Origin of the sequence: Streptomyces fildesensis (assembly GCF_016107395.1) — a bacterium.
Taxonomy (GTDB): Bacteria; Actinomycetota; Actinomycetes; order Streptomycetales; family Streptomycetaceae; genus Actinacidiphila; species Actinacidiphila fildesensis.
Genome location: NZ_JAAIKO010000002.1, coordinates 313,136 through 330,578 on the forward strand (window position 1 = coordinate 313,136; position 17,443 = coordinate 330,578).

At 71.4% G+C, this 17,443-nt stretch carries 16 protein-coding genes; 9 read left to right on the top strand and 7 right to left on the bottom strand.

Annotated features, from left to right (window positions below):
* Nucleotides 1-40: 40 nt before the first annotated feature.
* Together secG and C6N31_RS05175 are read left to right on the top strand one after the other, a co-directional pair.
* Nucleotides 41-277, top strand: a complete 237-nt coding sequence (gene secG, locus C6N31_RS05170) for a preprotein translocase subunit SecG (protein ID WP_138356331.1) — start codon at nt 41-43, stop codon at nt 275-277.
* Nucleotides 278-448: 171 nt separating this feature from the next.
* Nucleotides 449-784, top strand: a complete 336-nt coding sequence (locus C6N31_RS05175) for an RNA polymerase-binding protein RbpA (protein WP_138356332.1) — start codon at nt 449-451, stop codon at nt 782-784.
* A 194-nt stretch (nt 785-978) separates the two neighbouring features.
* Here C6N31_RS05175 and C6N31_RS05180 read toward each other — a convergent pair whose 3' ends face one another.
* Nucleotides 979-1,857: a MurR/RpiR family transcriptional regulator gene (locus tag C6N31_RS05180; RefSeq protein WP_138356333.1), complete on the bottom strand. Its 879-nt coding sequence runs from the start codon at nt 1,855-1,857 to the stop codon at nt 979-981.
* A gap of 61 nt (nt 1,858-1,918) precedes the next feature.
* Between C6N31_RS05180 and C6N31_RS05185 the strand changes: the two genes are divergently transcribed.
* From C6N31_RS05185 to pgi, 4 genes are all read left to right on the top strand, one after another.
* Nucleotides 1,919-2,998, top strand: coding sequence for an N-acetylglucosamine kinase (locus C6N31_RS05185; protein ID WP_198357176.1), 1,080 nt, complete (start codon nt 1,919-1,921; stop codon nt 2,996-2,998).
* A 72-nt stretch (nt 2,999-3,070) separates the two neighbouring features.
* Complete coding sequence (locus C6N31_RS05190; RefSeq protein WP_164296497.1) at nt 3,071-3,835, top strand: sugar isomerase domain-containing protein; 765 nt, start codon at nt 3,071-3,073, stop codon at nt 3,833-3,835.
* 89 nt (nt 3,836-3,924) lie between these two features.
* Complete coding sequence (locus C6N31_RS05195; protein ID WP_232484794.1) at nt 3,925-5,154, top strand: MFS transporter; 1,230 nt, start codon at nt 3,925-3,927, stop codon at nt 5,152-5,154.
* Nucleotides 5,155-5,163: 9 nt separating this feature from the next.
* On the top strand, nt 5,164-6,822 hold the full coding sequence (gene pgi / locus C6N31_RS05200) for a glucose-6-phosphate isomerase (protein WP_198357177.1): 1,659 nt from the start codon (nt 5,164-5,166) through the stop codon (nt 6,820-6,822).
* An 81-nt stretch (nt 6,823-6,903) separates the two neighbouring features.
* Here pgi and pgl read toward each other — a convergent pair whose 3' ends face one another.
* From pgl to tkt, 5 genes are read right to left on the bottom strand one after another with little or no spacing between them, the layout of a single operon-like run.
* A complete protein-coding gene (gene pgl / locus C6N31_RS05205; RefSeq protein ID WP_138356337.1) occupies nt 6,904-7,686 on the bottom strand; it encodes a 6-phosphogluconolactonase in 783 nt (260 codons plus the stop codon).
* A complete protein-coding gene (gene opcA / locus C6N31_RS05210) occupies nt 7,683-8,777 on the bottom strand; it encodes a glucose-6-phosphate dehydrogenase assembly protein OpcA (RefSeq protein WP_138356338.1) in 1,095 nt (364 codons plus the stop codon). Before opcA ends, pgl begins: the two co-directional genes overlap by 4 nt.
* The gene (gene zwf, locus C6N31_RS05215; RefSeq protein ID WP_138356339.1) at nt 8,774-10,297 is read right to left on the bottom strand and encodes a glucose-6-phosphate dehydrogenase; all 1,524 of its coding nucleotides are present in this window, start codon (nt 10,295-10,297) and stop codon (nt 8,774-8,776) included. Before zwf ends, opcA begins: the two co-directional genes overlap by 4 nt.
* 1 nt (nt 10,298) lies before the next feature.
* Entirely contained in the window at nt 10,299-11,417 is a 1,119-nt protein-coding gene (tal, locus tag C6N31_RS05220) for a transaldolase (protein WP_138356340.1), read from the bottom strand.
* Between the two features lie 35 nt (nt 11,418-11,452).
* On the bottom strand, nt 11,453-13,540 hold the full coding sequence (tkt, locus tag C6N31_RS05225) for a transketolase (protein ID WP_138356341.1): 2,088 nt from the start codon (nt 13,538-13,540) through the stop codon (nt 11,453-11,455).
* Between the two features lie 397 nt (nt 13,541-13,937).
* On the opposite strand from tkt, the gene C6N31_RS05230 reads away from it, so the two are divergent.
* The 3 genes from C6N31_RS05230 to C6N31_RS05240 all read left to right on the top strand — a co-directional run bounded on the left by C6N31_RS05230 (nt 13,938) and on the right by C6N31_RS05240 (nt 16,469).
* Entirely contained in the window at nt 13,938-14,882 is a 945-nt protein-coding gene (locus C6N31_RS05230; protein WP_138356342.1) for a heme o synthase, read from the top strand.
* A 24-nt stretch (nt 14,883-14,906) separates the two neighbouring features.
* Nucleotides 14,907-15,266 (top strand): hypothetical protein, encoded by a 360-nt coding sequence (locus C6N31_RS05235; protein ID WP_138356343.1) that lies wholly within the window; start codon nt 14,907-14,909, stop codon nt 15,264-15,266.
* A 63-nt stretch (nt 15,267-15,329) separates the two neighbouring features.
* The gene (locus C6N31_RS05240) at nt 15,330-16,469 is read left to right on the top strand and encodes an amidohydrolase family protein (protein WP_138356344.1); all 1,140 of its coding nucleotides are present in this window, start codon (nt 15,330-15,332) and stop codon (nt 16,467-16,469) included.
* On the opposite strand, the gene C6N31_RS05245 is transcribed toward C6N31_RS05240, so the two are convergent.
* On the bottom strand, nt 16,446-17,435 hold the full coding sequence (locus C6N31_RS05245; RefSeq protein ID WP_138356345.1) for a COX15/CtaA family protein: 990 nt from the start codon (nt 17,433-17,435) through the stop codon (nt 16,446-16,448). The genes C6N31_RS05240 and C6N31_RS05245 overlap by 24 nt on opposite strands.
* Between the last annotated feature and the right edge of the window lie 8 nt (nt 17,436-17,443).

The following is a 17,443-nucleotide window of genomic DNA, read 5'->3' on the forward strand; positions in this document are numbered from 1 at the left end:
CCTGCGCCGTCCATTTGTAGTCGAGAGAGTTGGTCCAGCCGTGGTAGTCGGGTTCTCCATCGCCCTCATCATCTTCAGCCTGCTGCTTCTGCTGCTGGTGCTGATGCACAAGGGGAAGGGCGGCGGCCTCTCGGACATGTTCGGTGGTGGCATGCAGTCCTCCGTCGGCGGCTCCTCGGTGGCCGAGCGCAACCTCGACCGGATCACCGTGGTGATCGGTCTGTTGTGGTTTACGTGCATTGTCGTACTTGGTCTGGTGCTCAAGTTCCAGAAGTAGCGCCCGCGGCGTACTCCCGTGAGTCCAGGGAGAACTGACGCCTCGTCGCAAACGCGGCTTATCATGGGAGGGCGTCCTACGGGGCCGGGTACACCACCTGCCACTGGACGGCACGTAAGGTCTCCGTAAACTGGGCGACCTCGCAGCACCATCACGCAGGGAGTTACGACCGTGGCAAGTGGCAACGCGATCCGTGGCAGTCGGGTCGGAGCGGGGCCGATGGGAGAGGCCGAGCGCGGCGAGTCCGCGCCACGCCTCCGCATCTCCTTCTGGTGCTCGAACGGGCACGAGACCCAGCCGAGTTTCGCCAGCGACGCGCAGATCCCGGAGTCCTGGGACTGCCCGCGCTGTGGTTTCCCGGCCGGGCAGGACGAGGAGAACCCGCCGGCGCCGCCGCGGACCGAGCCGTACAAGACGCACCTGGCCTATGTGCGGGAGCGGCGCAGCGCGGCCGACGGCGAGGCGATCCTCGCCGAGGCCCTCGCGAAGCTCCGCGGCGAGATCTGAGAGGTCTTCTCGCGTACGGCACGCGGATATCGCCCCTGTTCGCCGGGCGGGCCCGACCATGGCCTCAGTCGTCGGCCGAGCTGGACCTTTCCAGCTCGGCCGACGACTGAGGCCGGGGGTCACCCGGCGAACGGGGGTATTTTTCTCCCCTCTGCCGGTCCCGGGCGGCCGTCCGTGCCGGTGGTCGTGCCGGGTCAGCGGCGGCGGGCGCGGGCGGTGTGGCTGTCGGCGATGTGGGCGGTCAGCGCGACTGCCGCGGTGGCCCGCTCGTAGGTGAGCTGGGCGACCCGGGCCGACAGGCAGTCGATGATCAGCAGGACGGAGTGCCGGGTGCCGTAGCCGCCGCGCCGGAAGCTGGTCTCCGCCGAGGCCGAGGTGAGCCGGATGTCGGCGGCCTGGGCGATCGGCGAGCGCGGATCGCTGGTGACGGCCACCGTCGTCGCGCCGCGCTCCGCGGCCAGCCGCAGCGGGTCCAGGGCCTCGCGCGTCGTGCCGGAGTGCGAGATCGCCACGGCCACGTCGGAGGGCGTCAGCAGTGCCGCGGAGGTCTCCGCCGCGTGCACCTCGGTCCAGCCGCGGGCGGCGCAGCCGATGCCGAACAGCCGGGCCTCGGCCTCCCGCGCGGCGATCCCGGAGCCGCCGACCCCGTACACATCGATCCGGCGGGCCTTGGCGAGCGCCTGGGCGGCCCGTTCCAGGCTCTCCCGGTCCAGCTTGTCGACGGTGTGCCGCAGGGCCCGCAGATCGGCCTGGGCGACCACCGCGACGACATGGTCGAGATCGTCGTCGGGCCCGATGTCCGGGCCCAGCACCGGACTGAGCGGCCCCTCGCCGTCGCCGCCCTGGCTGCGGCCCTGCTCCTGCGCCAGCTCGATCAGCAGATGCTGGTAGGAGTCCAGGCCCAGCGCATGGCAGAAACGCGTGACGGTGGCCTGCGACGTGCCCGTACGGCGGCCCAGTTCGGCCGCGGAGCCACGGGTGGCCGCCACCGGATCCGCCAGCACCAGCTCGCCCACCTTGCGCAAGGAATCGGACATGCGGGGGAGTTCGGAGCGGATCAGGGCGATGACCATGACGACTCGTCTCGGCTGGGGTCTTGTCGGTCAGTGAATCTATCAATCACCATGCGGTGTGATGAATGAAATTCACAACCGAACCCATCGCGGTGACGACGACCGCCGGTCCGCGCCGGCCGGCCGGTCGCTGGTGGTCGGCATCGACGCGGGCGGGACCCGGATCCGCGCCTATCTGGCCGGGGCGACGGCCGGGGCCGGGGCGACGGCGGCGGACGAGGCCGGCGTCGTCGGCGGGGTGATCGGCGAGGGCGCCGGCGGTCCCGGCAACGCGATGAGCGTGCCGCAGCCGGAGCTGACCCGGCACCTGGCCGCCGCGCTCGGCGCCGCGGTCCCGGCGGAGCTGCGCGGCTCGGTCGCCGCCGTGCTGGGCGGCTTCGCGGGCGCCGCCCCGGACACCGGTCCCGACACCGGCCACGGCCTCGCGCTGTCCTGCCTCCGGGCGGCGCTCGCCGAGACCGGTATCGACGCCGCGAAGGTGGCGGTCCGCGGCGACATCGAGATCGCCTTCGCCTCCGCGCCGGGCATGCCCGCCGACGGGCTGCTGCTCATCGCGGGGACCGGCGCCGCGTCGGCACGCATCACCGGGCGCCGGCAGGTGCTGACGGTGGACGGTGACGGATGGCTGCTCGGTGACGAGGGCGGCGGCTTCTGGCTGGGCCGGGAGGCCGTCAGGGCGGCGCTGCGGGCGTTGACCGGGCGCGGGCCCTGGACCTCGCTGGTCGGCGCGGTGGCGGCGCACTACCTGGCGTCCGGTGGCGATCCGGCGGGCCTCCCCGGGTCGGTGGAGCAGACGGACCGGCAGCGCCTGGGGGAGCTGCGGGATCTGATCGTGCCCCTGGTGTACGCGCGGCCGCCGGTGCGGCTGGCGGCGCTGAGCCCGCTGGTCGTCGCCGCCGACCGGGCCGGCGACCAGGTCGCCGGGGAACTGCTCGACGCGGCGGCCGCCGAACTCGGCAGGACCGTCGCCGCGTTGCGTCCCGTGGCGGGCGAGCCGCTGGTGGTCACCGGCGGTCTGCTGGCTCCGGCCGGGCCGCTGCTGGACAGGCTGTCGCGGCGTGCGCTGGCGATGGGGCTGCGGGTCGTCCCGGTGCCGGACGGCGGTGCGGGCGCGGTGGCGCTGGCGAGGCTCTTGACGTGACCACGATAGTCGGTTCATTGTTTCAATGACTCGTCGGAATGATGGTTCATTCAACCAAGGAGGGTGTCGGCCATGGCCGAACCACAGCTCAGCGCCGCCCGGTTCGCCGAGCACGGCCGCGCCGCCGTCGAGCGGGCGATCGGAGCCAACACCGACTCCGTCGCCGCCGCGGCCCGCCTCATCGCCGACAGCGTCGCCGCCAACGGTGTCGTCCACGCCTTCGGCACCGGTCACTCGCAGGCCACCGCGCTGGAGATCGCCGGCCGGGCCGGCGGCCTCGTCCCGACCAGCCGCATCGGCCTCTCCGACCTGGTGCTGCGCGGCGGCGAGGACCGCTCCGTACTCGCCGACCCGCTACTGGAACGCTCCCCGGGCCTGGCCAAACGGCTCTACGAGCTGGCCACCCCGCAGCCGCAGGACCTCTTCGTGATCATCTCCAACTCCGGCGTCAACAACTCCATCGTCGACATGGCCCTCCAGGTCAAGGAGTCCGGGCACCGGCTGATCGCCCTCACCTCCCTGGAGCACACCCATGCGGTGCCCGCGCTCCACAGCAGCGGAAAGCGGCTCGCCGACCTCGCCGACGCCGTACTCGACAACTGCGCGCCGGCCGGCGACGCCCTGCTGCCGATGCCGGACGGCGGCGCGCTCTGCGGGGTCTCCACCATCACTTCCGCGCTGCTCGTCCAGATGGTCGTCGCCGAGGCGGTCGGCATCCTGACCGCCGAGGGGCACGAACCGCCGGTCTACATCTCGGCCAACCTGCCCGGCGGATTCGAGCGCAACGCCGTCCTGGAGGCCCGCTACGAGGGCCGGCTGCACCGCGGCGGTTTCTGAACGCGGCTCTTCCCACCGGTGCCACGGGCGTTGTCAGTGGCCGCCGCTACGGTGCCAGGACTGATCACATCCTGGCCCGAGGGGGAGCTTTGACCGCGAACGACAGCGATCTGCGGCCGGCCGTGGAGAGCGCCGTGCCGTCCTGGCGCGGCGGCTTCGGCCGGCTGTGGAGCGCCGCGGTGGTCTCGCGGCTGGGGGACGGACTGCGCACCGCCGCACTGCCGTTGCTCGCGGTCGGGCTCACCGACTCCCCGCTGCTCGTCTCGCTGGTCACGGCGGCCGGATTCCTGCCCTGGATCCTGTTCGGCCTGCTCGGCGGCGCGATCGCCGACCGCGTGGACCAGCGGCGCGCCATGTGGGCGGTCGACGCGGTGCGCTGCGCGCTGATGGCCTGCTTCGCGCTCGCCGTGTGGCTGGACGAGGTGAGCATCGCCCTGCTGCTGGTGCCGGCCTTCGTCCTGACGACGCTGCAGACCCTCTTCGACAACGCCGCGACCGCGCTGCTGCCGACGGTCGTCCCCACCGCCTCCCTCGGCCGCGCCAACGCGCGCCTGATGACCGGGCAGACCATCGCGGGCACCTTTCTCGGCGCACCCCTGGTGCCCCTGCTGATCGGGCTCTCCGCCGGACTGCCGTTCGCGGTCGACGCGGCGACGTATCTGCTCGCCGCGGCGCTGGTCGCCTCGATACGCACGGCCCCGCGCGAGCGCGCCCCGCGCCCGCCGGGCCGGACGTTGCGGCAGGACATCGCCGAGGGCATCCGGGTGCTGTGGGGGGACCGGGTCCTGCGGTCGCTCTGCACGGCCAACACCGTCGTCAACATCGGGATGGGCGCGCTCATCGCCACCCTGGTCCTGCACGTCACCGGGTGGCTGCACGCCGGGCACTCCGGGTACGCGGCCGTGCTCACCGCCTACGGCGCCGGCAGCGTGGCCGGCGGTCTGGCGGCCGGCCGGATCTCCGAACTCCTGGGCAGGACCAGAGCGCTGGTGGCCGGCCTGGTGCTGCAGAGCTGCGCCCTGATCGTGCTCGGCACCGTACGGTCGCTGCCCGTCGCGGTCGTCGTCCTGGCGCTCTTCGGCGCCATGGGGATGCTGTGGAACGTCAACGAGGTCACCCTCATGCAGGAGCGGACGCCCGCCGCCCTGCTGGGCCGGGTCAGCGCCGCCAACCGCACCCTGTCGACCGCCGGGGCCCCGCTCGGCGCCCTGCTCGGCGGCGCGGTGGCGACGGCGTGGGGACTGAACACCCCGGCGCTGGCCGCCGCCGCGCTCTTCGCCTGCGGGGTGATCGCGCTCCTACCGGCCGTCATCAATTAGTTTGGACCCATGTCCGACACCAATACGCACGGCCGTGCCCGGCTCGACCAGCTGCCCGAATGGCACGCCCTGGGCAAACACCGCGAAGAGCTGGGGGAGGTGCGGCTGCGCGAACTGTTCGACCAGGATCCGCAGCGCGCCGACCGGTACTCCCTGCAGGTCGGTGATCTGCACCTGGACTACTCCAAGCACCTGGTGACCGACGAGACCCTGCGGCTGCTGCGTGAGTTGGCGGCGTCGAGCGGCGTGGCCGAACTGCGCGACGCGATGTTCCGCGGCGAGCGGATCAACGTCACCGAGGACCGCGCGGTGCTGCACACCGCGCTGCGCGCACCGCGCTCCTCCGTCATCCAGGTCGACGGCCATGACGTCGTGCCCGCCGTTCACGCCGTCCTCAGCAAGATGTCCGTCTTCACCGACCGGATCCGCTCCGGCGAGTGGACCGGCCACACCGGCAAGCGCATCACCAACATCGTCAACATCGGCATCGGCGGCTCCGACCTGGGCCCGGCGATGGCGTACGAGGTGCTGCGCCCGTACGCCGACCGCGGGCTGACGCTCCGTTTCGTGTCCAACGTCGACGGCGCGGACCTGCACGAGGCGCTGCGGGACCTGGACCCGGCCGAGACGCTCTTCGTCATCGCCTCGAAGACGTTCACCACCATCGAGACCATCACCAACGCCACCTCCGCCCGCAACTGGCTGCTGACCGGCCTGAACGCCGACACCTCGGCCGTCGCCAAGCACTTCGTCGCGCTGTCCACGAACGCGGAGAAGGTCACCGAGTTCGGCATTGACCCGGCCAACATGTTCGAGTTCTGGGACTGGGTCGGCGGCCGGTACTCCTTCGACTCGGCGATCGGCCTCTCGCTGATGCTCGCCATCGGCCCGGACCACTTCCGCGAGATGCTGGCCGGCTTCCACCTCGTGGACGAGCACTTCCGCTACGCCCCGCCGGAGGAGAACGTCCCGCTGCTGCTCGGCCTGTTGGGCGTCTGGTACGGCGGTTTCCACGACGCGCAGTCGCACGCGGTCCTCCCGTACAGCCACTACCTGTCGCGGTTCACCGCGTATCTGCAGCAGCTGGACATGGAGTCCAACGGCAAGTCCGTGGACCGGCAGGGCAATCCGGTGGCGTGGCAGACCGGTCCGGTGGTCTGGGGCACCCCGGGCACCAACGGCCAGCACGCCTACTACCAGCTGCTGCACCAGGGCACCAAGGTCATCCCGGCGGACTTCATCGGCTTCGCCAATCCCATCGGCGAACTCGGCCCGCTCGCGGACCAGCACGACCTGCTGATGGCCAACTTCTTCGCGCAGACCCAGGCGCTGGCCTTCGGCAAGACACCGGAAGAGGTCGCCGCGGAGGGCGTGCCCGCCGAACTGGTGCCGCACAAGACGTTCCGCGGCAACCACCCGACGACCACCATCCTGGCCACCGAGCTCAGCCCGTCGGTGCTCGGCCAGCTGATCGCGCTCTACGAGCACAAGGTGTTCGTCCAGGGCGCGGTGTGGAACATCGACTCCTTCGACCAGTGGGGAGTCGAGCTGGGCAAGGTGCTCGCCAAGCGGATCGAGCCCGCGCTCAGCCAGGGCGCGACCATTCCCGGCCTGGACGGGTCCACGGAGGCGCTGGTCCGGCGCTACCGGGAACTGCGCGGCCGCTGAACGGCTGCTGAAAGCCGAACGGCCGCCGGCCGGGCTGATGTCCAGCCCGGCCGGCGGCCGTCCGCCACGCCCGAGAGACCGCTAGGCCGAAGACGGCGGGTACAGCTGCGGTGGCAGCTTCGCCGCCGCGGTCCGGTCCAGCAGCCACAGCGTGCGGCGGCGGCCGCGTGCTCCGGCCGCCGGCGCCTGGATCTCGCCCGCGCCGGACAACGCCATCGCGACCGCGTTGGCCTTGTCCTCGCCCGCCGCGAGCAGCCACACCTCGCGCGCCGAGCGGATCGCCGGAAGGGTCAGCGAGATCCGGGTCGGCGGCGGCTTGGGCGCTCCGTGCACCCCCACCACCGTCCGCTCCGTCTCCCGCACCGCCGGGTGCTCGGGGAAGAGCGACGCGACATGCGTGTCGGGTCCCACCCCCAGCATCAGCACGTCGAACGTCGGCACCGGGCCGTGGTCCTCCGGCCCGGACGCCCTGGCGAGCTCGGCCGCGTAGCCGGCCGCCGCGGCGTCGACGTCACGGCCGTGGGTACCGTCGGACGCGGGCATGGCGTGCACCCGCGCCGGATCGACCGGCACCGAGTCGAGCAGGATCTCCCGGGCCTGGGTGACATTGCGCTCGGGATCACCCTCCCGTTCGAACCGCTCGTCGCCCCACCACAGGTCCAGCCGCGCCCAGTCCACCGCGTCCCGCGCCGGGGACCCGGCCAGGGCGGCGAGCAGCGCGTTGCCGTTGCGCCCGCCCGTCAGCACCACCGAGGCGGAGCCGCGGGCGGCCTGGGCGTCCACGATCTTCGTGATCAGCCGGGCCGCCGCGGCCTTCGCCATCAGCTCCTTGTCGCGGTGGACGACGACCTGCGGGGTGCTCATGTGGAGCTCGTCCGCTTGCCCGTCGCCGCCTTCTTCGCCGGCGCGGCCTTCTTGGCGGGAGCCTTGGCCGCCGACTTGGCCGCGGCGGTCCCGGCCGGCTTGGCGTCCTTGGCCGGGGTGATCACCTCGATCGTCCCGACGGGCTCCTCCGAGTCCTGCGGACCGGAGTCGGTCAGCCGGCCGACCCCGAACTTCACCGTCGACCGGTAGATGTCGTCCGGGTCCAGCCGCCGCAGCTCCTCGGCGATCAGCTCCGAGGTCTCGCGCCGCTTGAGCGCCACATGACGGTCCGGCTGCCCCGGCATGGCCAGCTCGGCCAGCAGGCCGTCGGCCCGGTCCAGCCGGATCTCGCCGTCGGCGGTGACCAGCTGGACCCCGGTGATACCGGGTCCGTCGGAGACCTTGCGCTCCACCGAGATCTTCAGCCGGTCGGCGAGCCACAGCGCGAGCAGTTCGGTGCTCGGGTTGTAGGCCTCGCCCTCCACGGTCGCGGAGGCGATCCTGGAGTGCTTCTGGTCCAGAGCCGCGGCCAGCATGCTGCGCCACGGCGTGATCCGGGTCCACGCCAGGTCGGTGTCGCCGGGCGCGTACGCCGCGGCGCGCTCGCCGAGCGCGATCACCGGGTCCTCGGCCGCCGCGGCGTCCGTGATCCGGCGCTGCGCGAGCCGTCCCAGCGGGTCCTCGGCGGGCTTGTCCGGCGACTCCTCCGGCCACCACACCACCACCGGGGCGTCCGGCAGCAGCAGCGGCAGCACCACGGACTCGGCGTGGTTGGCGAGCTCGCCGTGCATGCGCAGCACGACGGTCTCACCGGTGCCCGAGTCGGAGCCGACCAGCACCTCGGCGTCCAGCCGCGCCATCGCGCGGTCGCGCGGTGAACGGCCGGGCCGCTTGATGACGGCCAGGATCCGGGACGGGTGCTCCCGCGACGCGTCACTGGCCGCCTTGAGGGCGTCGTAGGCGCTGCCCTCGTCGGTGACGATGACCAGGGTGAGCACCATGCCGACGGCCGGAGTGCCGATGGCGCGGCGGGCCTCGATGAGCCCGGCGTTGATTCGGGACGACGTGGTGTCCGTCAGATCGATCCTCATGGCCGGCGCCAGCTCCTACCGTCTCGTGCGAGCATCTCGTCGGCCTCCGCCGGTCCCCAGGTGCCCGAGGCGTACTGGGCGGGCTTGCCGTGCGTGTCCCAGTACTTCTCGATCGGGTCGAGGATGTTCCAGGACAGCTCGACCTCCTGGTGGCGGGGGAAGAGGTTGGCATCGCCGAGCAGCACATCGAGGATGAGCCGCTCGTACGCCTCGGGGCTGGACTCGGTGAAGGACTCGCCGTAGGCGAAGTCCATCGTCACGTCCCGGACCTCCATCGAGGTGCCGGGCACCTTCGAGCCGAAGCGCACCGTCACGCCCTCGTCCGGCTGCACCCGGATGACCAGGGCGTTCTGCCCCAGCTCCTCGGTGGATCCGGCTTCGAAGGGCAGATACGGGGCCCGCTTGAAGACCACCGCGATCTCGGTGACCCGGCGGCCGAGCCGCTTGCCGGTGCGCAGGTAGAAGGGGACCCCGGCCCAGCGGCGGTTGTTGATCTCCAGCTTGACCGCCGCGAAGGTGTCGGTCTTCGACCTGGGGTCGATGCCGTCTTCCTCCAGGTACCCCACGACCTCCTCGCCGCCCTGCCAGGCGTGCGCGTACTGGCCGCGTACCGTGTGCGCGCCCAGGTCCTTGGGCAGCTCCACGGCGCCGAGCACCTTGAGCTTCTCGGCGACCAGGGCCTTCGGGTGGAAGGAGCCGGGCTCCTCCATCGCCGTCAGCGCGAGCAGCTGCAGCAGGTGGTTCTGGATGACGTCACGGGCCGCGCCGATGCCGTCGTAGTACCCGGCCCGGCCGCCGATGCCGATGTCCTCGGCCATCGTGATCTGGACATGGTCGACGTACGACCGGTTCCAGATCGGCTCGAACATCGTGTTGGCGAAGCGCAGCGCCAGGATGTTCTGGACGGTCTCCTTGCCCAGGTAGTGGTCGATCCTGAAGACCTCGTTGGGCGGGAAGACGTCGTGCACCAGCTGGTTGAGCTCCTGCGCGCTCTCCAGGTTGTGGCCGAACGGCTTCTCGATGACCGCGCGCCGCCAGGACTCGCCCTGTCCCTCGGACAGGCCGTGCTTCTTGAGCTGCTGCACGACGTTGGGGAAGAACTTCGGCGGTACGGAGAGGTAGAAGGCGAAGTTGCCGCCGGTGCCGCGCGCCTTGTCGAGCTCGTCGATCGTCGACTTCAGCTTCTCGAAGGCGGTGTCGTCGTCGAACTCGCCCTGAACGAAGCGGCAGCCTTCGGCGAGCTGCTGCCAGACCTCCTCGCGGAAGGGGGTGCGGGCGTGCTCCTTGACCGCGTCGTGGACCTCCTGGGCGAAGTCCTCGTCCTCCCAGCTCCGGCGGGCGAAGCCGATGAGCGCGAAGCCCGGTGGCAGCAGACCGCGGTTGGCGAGGTCGTACACGGCAGGCATCAACTTTTTACGGGACAAATCGCCCGTGACGCCGAAAATGACCAGGCCGGACGGCCCCGCGATACGCGGGAGCCGCCGGTCCTGTGCGTCACGCAGCGGATTGCTGCTGGTCAACTCATGCCTCCACGGGCGTCAGACGCTTGAGTACCGCCGAGGTGGAGTCCAGCAGCTCGTTCCAGGAGGCCTCGAACTTCTCGACGCCCTCGTCCTCGAGCAACTGCACCACGTCGTCGTACGAGATACCGAGAGCCGCCAGCGCGTCGAGCTCGGCCTGGGCCTGCTCGTACGTGCCGCGGATGGTGTCGCCGGTGACCTCGCCGTGGTCGGCGGTGGCCTCCATGGTGGCTTCCGGCATGGTGTTGACGGTGTTCGGGGCGACCAGCTCGGTCACGTAGAGCGTGTCCGGGTAGGCCGGGTCCTTGACACCGGTCGAGGCCCACAGCGGACGCTGCTTGTTCGCGCCCGACTTCTCCAGCGCGTTCCAGCGGTCCGAGGTGAAGACCTCCTCGTACGCCTGGTAGGCGAGCCGGGCGTTGGCCAGCGCGGCCTTGCCCTTGAGCGCCTTCGCCTGGTCGCTGCCGAGCTTGTCGAGGCGCTTGTCGATCTCGGAGTCGACCCGGGAGACGAAGAAGGACGCGACCGAGTGGATCTTCGCGAGCTCCAGGCCGGCGGCCTTGGCCTTCTCCAGCCCCGCCAGGTAGGCGTCCATGACCTCGCGGTAGCGGGCCAGCGAGAAGATCAGCGTCACGTTCACGCTGATGCCCCGGCCGATGACCTCGGTGATCGCCGGCAGGCCGGCCTTGGTCGCCGGGATCTTGATGAGGGTGTTCGGCCGGTCGACGAGCCAGGCGAGCTGCTTGGCCTCGGCGATGGTGGCCGCGGTGCTGTGCGCCAGCCGCGGGTCCACCTCGATGGAGACCCGGCCGTCCTGGCCCTCGGTGCGGTCGAAGACCGGCCGCAGGATGTCGGCGGCGTCGCGGACGTCCGCCGTGGTGACCATCCGGATGGCCTCTTCGACCGTGACCTTGCGGACCGCGAGGTCGGTGAGCTGGCTCTCGTAGCCCTCGCCGCCGACGATCGCCTTCTGGAAGATCGACGGGTTGGTGGTGACGCCCACGACGTGCTGCTGGTCGATCAGCTCGGCCAGGTTCCCGGACGTGATCCGCTTGCGGGACAGGTCGTCCAGCCAGATCGCGACGCCTTCGTCGGAGAGGCGCTTGAGTGCGTCTGTCATGGAAATTACATCTCCTACTGGTCGGGTGCGGGTCGTCAGCGGGTTGCCTTGTCGACGGCGTCGAGGGATTCCCGGGCGGCATTGGCGACGGCTTCGGCGGTGAAGCCGAACTCACGGAAGAGGACCTTGGCATCGGCCGAGGCACCGAAGTGCTCCAGGCTGATGATCCGGCCCTGGGCGCCGATGTAGCGGTGCCACGTCAGGCCGATACCGGCCTCGACGGCGACCCGGGCGTGGACGTCCGGGAGCAGCACGCTGTCGCGGTACGCCATGTCCTGCTCCTCGAACCACTCGACGGACGGCATCGAGACGACCCGCGTCGGGATCCCGTCGGCCTGCAGCGCGTCGCGGGCCTCGACGGCCAGCTGCACCTCGGAGCCGGTGGCGATGAGGATGACCTGCGGACGGCCGCCCTCGGAGTCGAACAGCACGTAGCCGCCCTTGGCCGCGTGCTCGTTCGGCGCGTACGTGGGCACACCCTGGCGGGTGAGCGCCAGGCCGTGCGGAGCGGGCTTGGAGTCGTGGCGCTTGAGGATCTCGCGCCAGACGATCGCCGTCTCGTTGGCGTCGGCCGGACGGACGATGTTCAGGCCCGGGATCGCGCGCAGCACGGCCAGGTGCTCGACCGGCTGGTGCGTCGGGCCGTCCTCGCCGAGGCCGACGGAGTCGTGCGTCCACACGTACGTGACGGGCAGCTGCATGAGCGCGGCCAGTCGCACGGCGGGGCGCATGTAGTCGGAGAACACCAGGAAGGTGCCGCCGTAGATGCGGGTGTTGCCGTGCAGCGCGATGCCGTTCATCGTCGAGCCCATGGCGTGCTCGCGGATGCCGTAGTGCACCGTGCGGCCGTACGGGTCGGCGCCCGGCAGCGGGTTGCCCACCGGTAGGAAGGACGAGCCGCTGTCGATCGTGGTGTTGTTGGAGCCCGCGAGGTCGGCCGAGCCGCCCCACAGCTCCGGTACGACCGCGCCGAGCGCCTGCAGGACCTTGCCGGAGGCGGCACGGGTCGCGAGGCTATTGCCGGTCTCGAAGGACGGCAGTGCCTTCTCCCAGCCGTCGGGCAGCTCGCCCGCGGCGATCCGGTCGAAGTCGGCCGAGCGCTCCGGGTTGGCGTCGCGCCACTCCTGGAACTGCTTGTTCCAGACGGCGTGCGCCTCGCGGCCGCGGTCGGCCACCTCACGGGCGTGCGACAGCACCGCGTCGTCGACCTCGAAGGTCTTCGCCGGGTCGAAGCCCAGCACCTTCTTGGTCGCGGCGACCTCCGCGTCACCCAGCGCCGAGCCGTGCGCGGCCTCGGTGTTCTGCGCGTGCGGGGCCGGCCAGGCGATGATCGAGCGGGCCGCGATGAACGAGGGCCGCGAGGTCTCGGCCTGGGCCGCCTTCAGCGCCTTGTACAGGGCCTTCGGGTCCAGGTCGCCGTCGGGCAGCTGCTCGACGCGCTGGACGTGCCAGCCGTACGCCTCGTAGCGCTTGAGGGTGTCCTCGCTGACGGCCGTCTCGGTGTCGCCCTCGATGGAGATGTGGTTGTCGTCCCACAGCAGCACGAGGTTGCCGAGCTTCTGGTGCCCGGCGAGCGAGGACGCCTCGGCGGAGACACCCTCCTGCAGGCAGCCGTCGCCGGCGATGACCCAGATGGTGTGGTCGAACGGGGAGGTGCCCGCCGCCGCGTCCGGGTCGAACAGGCCGCGCTCGTAGCGGGCCGCCATGGCCATGCCGACGCCGTTGGCGATGCCCTGGCCGAGCGGACCGGTCGTGGTCTCCACGCCGACCGTGTGGCCGTGCTCCGGGTGGCCGGGGGTCTTGCTGCCCCAGGTGCGGAACGCCTTCAGATCGTCCAGTTCCAGGCCATACCCGGAAAGGTAGAGCTGGGTGTAGAGCGTCAGGCTGGAGTGCCCGGCCGAGAGGACGAAGCGGTCACGGCCGGTCCAGTCGGGATCCGACGGATCGTGCCGCATCAGCTTCTGGAACAACAGGTACGCGGCGGGCGCGAGGCTCATGGCCGTGCCGGGATGGCCGTTGCCGACCTTCTGCACGGAATCCATGGCCAGGACACGAGCGGTATCAACGGCCCGCTTGTCCAGATCGGTCCACTCAAGGTCTGTGGTGGTCGGCTTGCTGCTCACCCTGGTTCAGGGCTCCTCTCCACATGTCGAAATGCCGGTGACGTGGCGCCTACCCGGCGTTGTCGAGCCTACCGCCGCAGGCGCGTGCACCTTTTCGAGCGTTCGACCCTCGGGACGACACCCGGAGCGCGGCTCCGGGCAGCGTTCCCGGCGGCACTCCGGGCAACCAGGACCGTGGCTGGGCCATTCCCGGCATGCCGGGATACTGACAGCCTGCCCCGGCCCGGCCGCGTTCGCCTCCTGAACACCTGGCGAAGGACGGGCGGCAACACGGGTCACCCCCCGGGGCAGGCGGAGTATTCCGTACGTCTACAGTGGCGTGGTACGCGCAAGGACTTACCGGACCTTCACGTCTGGGACCGGGACTTGCTGGACTTAATCCTCTCCAGGGGTGTTTGTGACGGCCGTCGAATCCCGACCCGCAGGGGTCATCGGGACGAGCACCGGACAGCGGCCGTTCGCGGCTCGTGTCATGGCGTTCGTGGCGCTGACCAAGCCACGCATTATCGAACTGCTGCTCATCACGACCGTTCCGGTGATGTTCCTGGCGGCGGGTGGCGTCCCCGATCTGTGGCTGGTGCTGACGACCGTCGTGGGCGGCTATCTGTCGGCGGGCGGTGCCAACGCGCTCAACATGTACATCGACCGCGACATCGACGCGCTGATGCACCGCACCGAGCAGCGTCCGCTGGTCACCGGCATGGTGTCGCCGCGCGAGGGGCTGATCTTCGGCATCACGCTCTCGGTGGTCTCCACCGTCTGGTTCGCGGTCCTGGTCAACACGCTCTCGGCGGCGCTGTCGCTGACGGCCATCCTCTTCTATGTCTTCGTGTACACGCTCGGCCTCAAGCGCCGCACCGCGCAGAACATCGTGTGGGGCGGCATCGCGGGCTGCATGCCGGTGTTCATCGGCTGGTCCGCGGTCACGAACTCCGTCTCGTGGGCCGCTCTGGTCCTCTTCCTGGTGATCTTCCTGTGGACGCCGCCGCACTACTGGCCGCTGTCGATGAAGGTCAAGGACGACTACGAGCGGGTGGGCGTGCCGATGCTGCCGGTCGTGGCCGGCAACCTGGTGGTCGCGCGGCAGATCGTCATCTACAGCTGGGCCATGGTGATCGTCTCGCTGGCCCTGTGGTGGCCGCTGGGCGAGACCTCCTGGCTGTACCCGGTGGCCGCGGTGCTGCTCGGCGCGATGTGGCTCAAGGAGGCGCACGGCCTCCACAGCCGGGCGAAGGCCGGGGTCAGCGGCGCGAAGCTCAAGGAGATGCGGCTGTTCCACTGGTCCATCACCTATCTGTCGCTGCTCTTCGTCGTCGTGGCCGTGGATCCTTTCCTTCACTGATTACCGACGGGTAGCATCTGCCTCATGGCTGAGACCGCGCAGAACACCGTGGAAGAGACTCCGAAGGCGGACCCGCGCGCCGAGCGCCGCACCGCCAGGCTGGCGAAGCAGATCGGTGCCTTCGCCAAGAGCCACGGCGGCGGCGCCGAGGCGAACATCGCCTACATCGGTGAGATCGGCGCCCGGATCGTCCTCGTCGGCGAGAACGGCGAATGGGGCGACCTGGTGGCCCCGACGTACGCCATGGCCGTCGCGGCCGTCGAGCGCGCCGGAGTCACCGTCCACGAGGACTTCGACGGCGAATTCGCCGCCAAGGTGCGCACCGGCCCGTACGAATGGTCGCGAATGGCCGGAATCCAGATCGGCGGTCCCAGCAACACCTGACGCCCCGCCCGCCCGTTAGGGACCATGGGAAACGGTCCCGGCCGGCGGTGCGAGGAGTCAGTGATGCTGGAGCTGCCACCTTGGGTGGACGCGCACTGCCACGGGGTCGTCCCCGGGGAGCTGGGCCTCGGCTCGTTCGAGGCGCTCCTCACGGGGGCCGCCGCGCCCGGCACCACGCTCTTCGACAGTCCCGCCGGCTTCGCCGTGCGCCGCTGGTGCCCGCCCCTCCTCGGACTGGAACCGCACTGCACCCCCGCGCACTACCTGGCAGGACGCCGGGAGCTGGGCGCGTACGAGGCCACCCGGCTGCTGTTGCGGGGCACCGGGATCGGCGCCCATCTGGTGGACGCCGCCGTGGGAGCCGGGGCCTGGGACGGCGCCGCCGGTCCGATGCCCGCCGCACAGGCCCCCGACCTCACCTCGCCCAAGGAACTGGGCGCGGCCGCGGCCGCCGCGGCGTACGAGATCGTCCGGCTGGAACCGCTGGCGCAGCAGGTCGCCGACACCTCGGGGACCACGGGTGCGTTCCTCACCAATGTCGCCGAGGCGGTGCACGGAGCGGCCCGGACGGCCGTCGCGTTCTCGGTGGCCGACACCTGTCCGCCCGGCTTCCCGGCCGGGCCGCCCGACGCCCGCCTGGTACGGCGCGCGGCCGGCGCCTGGCTGGCGGGTCGTACGGCCGGCGAACCGCTCGACGATCCGGTGCTGCTGCGCCATCTGGTGTGGAACGCCGTCGCGACCGGTCTGCCGTTGCAGATCCGCGGCCCCGCGGGCGCCGACCCGCTGCGGCTCACCGGCTTTCTGCGCGCCACCGCGGGTCTCGGCACCGACGTGGTGCTCTTACGGGGATTCCCGAACCACCGGCCGGTCGCCCGGCTGGCGGCCGCGTTCGCGCACGTCTACACGGACATCGGCTCCGCGCCGGCGGCCCCGGCGCTGGCCGGGACGCTGGAACTGGCGCCCTTCGGCAAGGTGCTCTTCTCGACCGGGGCGTACGCGCTGCCCGAGCTGTACGTGACCGGGGTCCGGTTCTTCCGCGAGGCGCTGGAGCGGCTGCTCACCGACCGGGTGGCCGACGGTGCCTGGACGCCGTCCGACGCGCGGCGCGTCGCGGGCATGATCGTCGCGGGGAACGCGCGGCGGGTCTACGGACTGGAGCGGCACGCGGACCGCGCCGGGTCAGGCCGTGGACGCGAGCGCTGAGCCGGACTGCGCCGGGCCCGGGATGCCGGGCTGCGCCGACGGGCGCTCGCGCATCGACAGCGCGACCCGCAGCACCCCGATCCAGATCAGTGCCGAGCCGAGCATGTGCAGCCCGACCAGCACCTCCGGCAGGTGCGTGAAGTACTGCACATAGCCGATGACGCCCTGCGCCAGCAGGACGAGGAACAGGTCCCGGGTACGGGCCTTCGGCCCGGCCGGCGCGTCCACGGCGCGCAGCACGAACCACAGCGCGAGCGTGAGGGCCACCACGACCCAGGCGAGGTCGGCGTGCAGCTGCGCGACGGTCTTCCAGTCGATGGGGATGCGGTGCACCTCGGTGGAGTCGCCCGCGTGCGGCCCGGCGCCGGTCACGACGGTGCCCACCGCGATCAGCAGCGCGCAGCCGACGGTCAGCACCCAGGCCAGCTGCTGCACCGGCCGGCCCACCAGCGGGCGCGCCGCCCCGTCGCCCTCGCGGGCCCGCTGCCAGGTCACCACGGCGACCGTGATCAGCGCGCTGGAGAGCAGGAAGTGCCCCGAGACGACATAAGGGTTGAGGCCGGTCAGCACCGTGATGCCGCCGAGTACCGCGTTGCCCATGACCACCCAGAACTGGGCCCAGCCGAGCCGGGTCAGGCTGCGCCGCCACGGCTTCTGCGAGCGCACCGCGATGATCGCCCAGCCGACCGCCGCGCACAGCACGTACGTCAGCATCCGGTTGGTGAACTCGATGGCGCCGTGGAAGCCCATCTCGCTGGTGGCCGTCAGGCTCTGGTCGGTGCACTTGGGCCAGGTCGGGCAGCCGAGCCCCGAGCTGGTCAGCCGCACCGCGCCGCCGGTCACCACGATGACCACGGCCATCGCGAGGGCGGCCGCGCAGGCCCGCTGGACCGTCACCGGGGACGGGGTCCAGCGGCGGGCGATGCGGGCGAGCGGATTACGGGCGACTTCGGGCAACTTCGGCACGCGCCCAT